The 7,287-nt window shown below is 60.9% G+C and carries 5 protein-coding genes and 1 pseudogene; 5 read left to right on the top strand and 1 reads right to left on the bottom strand.

What is annotated here, in order from left to right:
• Positions 1-46: 46 nt before the first annotated feature.
• The 5 genes and pseudogenes from NW820_RS08220 (at position 47) to NW820_RS08200 (ending at position 3,873) form a co-directional block, all read left to right on the top strand.
• On the top strand, positions 47-1,225 hold the full coding sequence (locus NW820_RS08220) for a transaldolase (protein ID WP_414389793.1): 1,179 nt from the start codon (positions 47-49) through the stop codon (positions 1,223-1,225).
• A gap of 50 nt (positions 1,226-1,275) precedes the next feature.
• Positions 1,276-2,757: pseudogene (locus NW820_RS08215) on the top strand (cobaltochelatase subunit CobN); the annotation flags it as partial.
• A 50-nt stretch (positions 2,758-2,807) separates the two neighbouring features.
• The gene (locus NW820_RS08210) at positions 2,808-3,119 is read left to right on the top strand and encodes a DUF2605 domain-containing protein (protein WP_041436371.1); all 312 of its coding nucleotides are present in this window, start codon (positions 2,808-2,810) and stop codon (positions 3,117-3,119) included.
• The gene (locus NW820_RS08205) at positions 3,119-3,382 is read left to right on the top strand and encodes a DUF2973 domain-containing protein (RefSeq protein WP_414344596.1); all 264 of its coding nucleotides are present in this window, start codon (positions 3,119-3,121) and stop codon (positions 3,380-3,382) included. The genes NW820_RS08210 and NW820_RS08205 overlap by 1 nt, the downstream gene beginning before the upstream one ends.
• 65 nt (positions 3,383-3,447) lie before the next feature.
• On the top strand, positions 3,448-3,873 hold the full coding sequence (locus NW820_RS08200; protein WP_414344594.1) for a GerW family sporulation protein: 426 nt from the start codon (positions 3,448-3,450) through the stop codon (positions 3,871-3,873).
• 5 nt (positions 3,874-3,878) lie between these two features.
• Here the strand turns inward: NW820_RS08200 and NW820_RS08195 are convergent.
• The coding region (locus tag NW820_RS08195) for an AAA family ATPase (RefSeq protein WP_414407207.1) at positions 3,879-7,287 on the bottom strand (3,409 nt) is incomplete at its 5' end.

The raw sequence follows: 7,287 nt of genomic DNA, 5'->3' as shown, positions 1-7,287 counted from the left end.
ACTAGGTCGCAGAAGCGGCGCGTAGCGCAATCTCAAGGAGCCGAACATGAGCAAGAGCTTGCTGGAGCAATTGCGACAGATGACTGTCGTGGTGGCTGATACGGGGGATATCAACGCCATCGAGAGCTTTAAGCCGCAGGATGCCACCACCAATCCCTCATTGATCACGGCTGCAGCCCAAATGCCTCAGTATCAGGGCATTGTCGATGAAACCTTGCTCAAGGCCCGCCAAGAACTGGGATCCAAAGCCGACATCAAAACCGTGGTGGCCCATGCCATCGATCAATTGGCGGTAGCCTTCGGCGTGCGCATTTTGTCCATCATTCCTGGCCGGGTCTCGACGGAGGTGGATGCCCGCCTCTCTTACGACACAGAAGCCACAGTTGCCAAAGCCCGCCATTTGATCGAGCTCTACAAGGCGGCAGGAGCGGATCCCAGCCGGGTGCTGATTAAAATTGCCTCGACTTGGGAAGGGATCCGGGCTGCCGAGATCCTGGAGAAAGAAGGGATCCATTGCAACCTCACCCTGTTGTTTGGCTTGCACCAGGCCATCGCCTGTGCCGAAGCGGGGGTGAAGCTGATCTCGCCCTTTGTGGGCCGCATCTTGGATTGGTATAAGAAACACACGGGCCGGGAGAGCTACCCTCCTGCCGAAGATCCGGGGGTGCAGTCGGTGACCCAGATTTACAACTACTTCCGCAAATACGATTTTCCGACGGAAGTGATGGGGGCCAGCTTCCGCAACATCGGGGAGATCATCGAGTTGGCCGGCTGTGATCTCCTGACCATCTCGCCCGCCTTGCTGGCGGAGCTGCAGAACACCGAGGGTTACCTGGAGCGCAAACTGGATCCGGAAAAAGCCAAGAAAATGGACATCCCGCGCCTGGTGATGGATCGAGCTACCTTCGACCAGATGCACCGGGAAAACCGCATGGCCTCAGAAAAGCTGGAAGAAGGGATCCAGGGCTTCTCCAAAGCGCTGGAGGTGCTGGAAAAACTGCTCACCGAGCGGCTGCAGAAGCTGGAGGGTGCCAAGGAAACCATTACCCACGCCGCCCAGGATGTCTTCCGCCTCTACGACCTGGATGGGGATGGCTTCATCACCCGCGAGGAGTGGATGGGGGCAGATCGCGTTTTCGATGCCCTGGATACCAACCAAGATGGCAAAATTACCCCTGAGGAAATGTTGGTCGGCCTAGGGGCGGCGGTCTATCTGAAGAATTAGCCGCTGGCAGCCGGCCTGGGAAAACCTCAAGGTCTATGGGCGAGAACTTTCGCCACATCGGAGACGGGGTGGCCGCCCTGGAAGCGCAAGCCCGCCGCTGGATTGCCCAGCGGCTGCAAGGGATCCCTTACGATCCGCCGCCGGGGCCAGCAGCCAGGCAGGTGCTGCATTGGATCGAGACGGATCTGCTGCCGCGCCTGCAGCAAACCCCCCAGGAGCTGGAGAACCTGCTGCATGGGCTAGGGGGCGGCTATGTGCCCAGCGGCCCTTCCGGCGCCCCCACCCGAGGCCGAGTGGACGTGTTGCCCACGGGGCGCAACTTTTACTCGGTGGACATTCGCGCCATCCCCACCCCCACCGCCTGGCAGGTCGGCTCACTGGCCGCCGAGCGGCTGGTGGAGCGCTACGTGCAAGAGCAGGGGGAATATCCCCGTCGCCTGGGCCTATCCGTTTGGGGCACTTCAACTCTAAGAACTGGCGGCGACGATTGGGCCGAGGCCCTGGCGCTCTTGGGGGTCAAACCCCGCTGGGATGGAGGACGGGTGGTGGACATCGAGATCCTGCCTGTAGCGGTTTTGGGCCGCCCCCGTGTGGATGTAACCTTGCGCATTTCTGGCTTCTTTCGCGATGCCTTTCCCAATCTGATTGCCCTGTTTGACCGGGCCGTGCAGGCCGTGGCTGACCTGGAGGAGCCAGAAGCCGACAATCCCCTGCGGGCCCACGTGCTGGCCGATACCCAGTACTGGCAGGAGCAAGGGATCCCAACGCAAGCAGCGGCGGAGCGGGCGCGGCTGCGCATCTTCGGTTCCAAGCCAGGGGCCTACGGGGCCGGCCTACAGGGGCTGATCGAGGCGCAAAACTGGGAAACAGAAGCGGATCTGGCCCGCGCCTACCTCAACTGGAGCAGCTACGCCTACCGGGCCGATGGCGAGGGAGAGCCGGCCCCCGAAGCCCTGCGGCGGCAATTGGCCCACCTGCAAATTGTGCTCCACAACCAAGACAACCGCGAGCACGACCTGCTGGACTCCGATGACTACTACCAGTTTCAAGGGGGGATGGTGGCGGCAGTGCGAACGCTCCAGGGCCGCAACCCGCGGATTTACTTCGGGGATCACGCCCGTCCCCACAACCCTAAGATCCGCACCCTGGCCGAAGAAATTGACCGCGTCTATCGCGCCCGCGTGATCAACCCCAAGTGGATTGCCGGCGTGATGCGCCACGGCTACAAGGGCGCCTTCGAGATGGCTGCCACCCTGGACTACCTCTTTGCCTACGACGTCACCACCCATGCTGTGCCGGATTTCATGTACGCCGGCCTGGCCCGCGCCTACCTATTGGATCCCCAAGTCCAGCAGTTCCTGCGATCCCGCAACCCCTGGGCGCTGCGGGACATGAGCGAGCGGCTGCTGGAAGCCCACCAGCGGGGCTACTGGCAAGAGCAGGCCCTGGAATTGCTGCCTCAGATCGAAGCCCTGATGCTGGAGATGGAAGCCTACCTGGAATCCCGCTCTCCCGTGGCGAGAGAAGGTTAAGTTCTGCTAAGATTTTTTCATCCAAACCAGTTGTGGAGGGATCCCAGGCCATGAGCAAATCTGAGCTGTTGCGAGAGATTCTGGGGCCACTGTTGGAGGACTACCGCTACTGGTTTGAGCGTTCTCGCCGCTTTTTGCAGGAAGAGACCCTGGAATTGATCAGCCCAGAAGAGCAGCAGTCCTTGCTGGAAGAGGTTTTGGCTGCCCAGGCGGAGCTACAGGTAGCCAAAGCGCTTTATCAGGCCTCTGATCAAGAGGTTGGCATCGACCCTGGGCTGATGGCAAAATGGCATCGCCTGCTGATGAAATGTGCCGAATTGGGCCGTCAATTTCGCCAGATTCACCCCTCCCCCGACCTGTAATGCTGCAGATTCTCTACCTCATCGCTTTTGTGGCCATTGCCTTTTTGGCCCTGCGCAACTTGGTTACCAATGTCATCACACTGGGCGTGGAAGAGCGCAAGGCCTCTCCTCGTCGTGCCCGCAAGCGGATCCCTCACCCAGAGCTGCTGGATGAAGATGGCAACCTCACCGAGGAGCCTCTACTGGTGATTCGCTCGGCCAGCTTGGAAGAAGCTCGCAGCCGTTTGGAAGATCTCTATTCCGGCTCGCCGGACGAAGATTAGGGGAGTTTCTTGGGCTTTCTCTCTTGGGCGTGGCTGCACTAGCCTGGGAAGGTACTGCGCGCCATTTGCCCGAGCGTCTGGTGGGCGAGTCAACGGAGATGGGATCCGACTTCAACGTGGAATCGGTGCTGGAGGCGGTGCTCGGCAAGCTGAAGGTTTTGGCGGAAACGGGACAAACCTTTGGTCAGCCGATCACTATTGGTGAGACGATTATTGTCCCTTACATGTCCTTGCATTTTGGCTTGGGTGGGGGAGGGGGTAACTTTGGAAAGACTGCTCCTGGCTGTCGCGGCAACGGCGGGGATCCGGCCAGTCTGTTCGGGGGAGCAGGGGGTGGGGTGCGCATCGAGCCAGTTGGCTTTCTGGTGATCCGAGGCGAGCGAGTGGAGCTGCTGACCACCGTCCAGAAGCCCGACCAGTGGAACCAACTCAGCGAGACTCTGGTGCCCCTGTTGCAGCAGTGGCTGCAAAATCGTGCCGGCAACTCCTGAAGGGACTAGCCGCGAATGGAGAGGCGGGATCCCTGGGGAGAGGGCTGTACCTCGATGCGGTGGGGGAAAGCATCCTGCAGGCTGGGGATGTGGGTAATCACCAAGATGCAGGCAAAGTCCGGGGCGATGGCGTTGATGGCGGCCAGCAGTTGGGCGCGCCCGGTGGCATCCTGGGATCCAAACCCCTCGTCGATGATTAAGGTTTGCAGGTCGGATCCCGAGCGCTGAGTGAGCAGGCGGGACAGGGCCAGGCGAATGGCGAAGTTGATGCGGAAGGCTTCTCCGCCGGAGTAGGTCTCGTAGGGGCGGGTGCCGTGGGGATCGGCGATGAGAATGTCGAGGGTGTCGCAAGAGCTCCGTCCGGCTACCGAGAACAGCTTGGCCGGTGAGCAATAGCGTCGCCCGGAGCGCTGGGTAACCAATTGCAGGTGCAGGCGGTGTTGGGTAAGGCGGGCCAGGATCTGGTTGGCCTGGGCTTCCAGCTCGGGCAGGACATTTTCGACGATCAGGGCGGGGATGCCGTTGCGACCGTAGGCATTGGCCAGCTCTTGGTACACCTGCTGCTGGCGGCGGGCCTGTTGCAGTTGCTGTTCCAGCTCGGCCTGTTCCGCCTGCTGTTGAACCGCCTGTTGTAGCCGTTGTTGGGCGGCCCCTATCTGAGACAGCACCTCATCCAGCCGCCGGCGGTGCTCCCGCAGGGTTTGGCGGATCCCTTCCAGCTGAGCAGGCAAAACCTCGGGATGCTCCGCCAGTTGTTGCTGAAGCCGTTCCAACTCTTGGGTGGCCTGGGCAAAGTGCTGGCGGCTTTCCTGTAGGCGTTGGGATAAGGCTTGGGTGCGGGCTGCCACCTCCGGCAGTTCCTGGCGGGCCACCTGTAGGGCTTGCAGGCGCACCGGCCAGAGTTGCGCTTGGGCCAGTTCGGCTTTCACCTGCTGGTGCAGGGATCCATCGTAGCCCAGGTGGTTTAACGCCTGTTCCACCTGAGCCAACCGCTCCGCCAGGGGAGAATCCGATCGCGCTAGCGGGCCGGAGTCCTTGGATACCGCCTGTTGCAGGGTTTCCAGTTGTGCCTGTAGAGATGCGATTTGCTCGCAGAGGCGAGAGCGGCGCTCTTGGGCCTTGCGGAGTTCTTGAGAGCGGCCCAGGGCCCAGCGCCAGCGCTCCAGTTCTCCCCGTTGTAGAGCGTGCTCGCGCTCGTCATAGCCCAGTTGGTGCAGGGCCTGCTGGATCTGCTGGAGCTGTTGCCGAGCTTCTTGAGCGTAAGCTTCCCGGTCAAGGATTTCCCTCAACTCTGCCGCCTCTGCTTGCCAGAGCTGGATTTGCCGACAGCGCTCCTGCTCGGCTTCCCACTGCTGTTGCAATCGCCCTTGAAGGTGCAGGCGCTCATCCCAAGTGGCCAGTTCTTGGCTAAGACGGCGGTATTCTTCTTGCAAGAGTTCGATCTCCCGGTCGGCCACCGCCAGTTGTTCGCGGATAACAAACAGTTCGCCGGCAATTTCCTCTTGACGCTCGCGGTGTTTTTTCAGCACCACATCCCGCAGGCGCGGGCTGAGGGGACGGGCGCAGAGGGGGCAAGTCCAGTTGCGACGGCGTTGCGGAGCCATAAAGCCGGATCCCTGCGGCTCTGCTGTTGGCGTTGCGGGGGATGGCTCGGCAGGCTGGCCGACAGAAGATAGGGCCGGGGATCCCTCCTCTTGTTCTGCTGCCTCCTCGACAAGGGCTGTCACTCTTGCCAAAGTGGGGGTGACCTGATCTCGTTCGCTGCGCGGAGCACTTTGAGCGGAAAACACCTCTTGACCTTCCTCCCAGGTGGTCACCAACAGGCGGCAGCGTTCTTCTTCCTGTTGCCACTGTTGCTGGAGAACCCGCTGGCGTTCCTGGAGCTTTTGCACGAACAGCCGCCGTTCTTGGACTTTTTCCAACACCCGCTGCTGGTAGAGACGCCGTCGCTCCAGCTCTGCCAAGGCGGCCTCTCCTTCGGCGATTTTCTGCTCCAGTTGCTGCTGCTGTTGGGCTAGAGTTTCCTGGCTTTGCAGTTGCTGGCTGAGAAGCTGAACGCGGGCTTGCAGGCGTTCCCGCTCGCGGCGGATTTGCTCTTGCCAATGCTGTTGCTGCTGGAGAAGGACGGCGGCTTGAGCTTGGGCTTGGTTCAGGGCCTGGAGACGCTCTTGAGCTTGCTGGTAGTGGCGCAGGCCGATTTCGATGCGCTCCTGTTCTGCCAGCAATTGGGCATCGGCTTGGGCCTGGGCTTGGCAGGTGGCCAACTCCTGTTGCAGCCGTTGCATCTTGCGCAGTTGCTGCTGTTGCTGCTCTGCTTGCTGGGCTTGCAGCTTTTGGCGTTCTTGGAGCAGATGCTGCTGTTGCTCGAAGAGGTGGTGGAGATGGCGATCTTGGGCCATCAGGGCTTGGTAGCGTTCGTAACCCGCCAGGATGTCTTCACTCTGGGCGATCAGCTCTTCCAACTGGAGCAGGTGCTGTCGCTGGGCACGCCACTGTTGCTCGGTGTGCTGTAGGTTGGTGCCGAGCTTTTGCAAGTGTTGGGTAAGGTGTTGGTGGCGCTCCTGCAGGATGCAGCGATGTTCGTAGAGGCGCTCTAGGGCTTGCAATTCCTGCTGTTGCTGGGCTAGGAGCTGCTGCAGATGAGTTTGCCGTTGTTGGAGTCGCTCCAGCTCGGCTTGGATTTGGCCAACGTGGGCCTGTTGTTGGTTGAGCTGCTGCAGGCGCTCTTGGAGCAGATCGGCTTTGAGTTTGGCACTGCGCGCCTGTTCCCGGCAGCGGTCGGCCAGCAAATCGTACTGCCCCAACTTGAGCATGTCGGCCAAGATCTGCTTGCGCTCGCCGGGACGCTTCAGAGTGAAGGCATCTGCTTGTCCTTGTCGCAGATAGGCGGAGTGAATAAAGGTCTCGTAGTCGAGGCTGAGCTGACTTTGAATGGCCTGTTGGGTGGCGCGCATGCCGCGGCGGGTCAAGCTACGCCAGCGAGGTTGGCCGTCGGTTTCTCCGGTTTGAATTTGCCACTCCAGGGATCCCTCGCCCGATAGATGACGGCTGCGCAGGACACGGTAGGTTTGTCCTCGGGAGCGGTAGATCACCTCTACCCAGGCTTCGCTGGCCCCCTTGCGGATGAGATCGCTATCGTTGCTGGCCCGGCTTTGCCCCCAGAGGCCCCAGGTGAGGGCGTCGAGCAGGGCAGACTTGCCTGCCCCATTGGGGCCACAAATGCAGGCAGTATGGATCCCACGCAGATCCAGAACGGCATGAGCATAACAGAGAAAATTGTGCAAGGTTAGGCGAACCGGGATCACGGAAAACTCTGAGGGGCTCTGGTTGCTGGAAAAAATGAGGTTGAGCCATTTGATCCAGAGTATCGCGTCAGCGGTGGGGAGCAACAATGAGGAGTGAGAAGTGAGGAGA

It is taken from the genome of Synechococcus sp. R55.7, from assembly GCF_047461955.1.
GTDB lineage: Bacteria > Cyanobacteriota > Cyanobacteriia > Thermostichales > Thermostichaceae > Thermostichus.
This window is presented reverse-complemented; position numbering and strand designations above follow the sequence as displayed.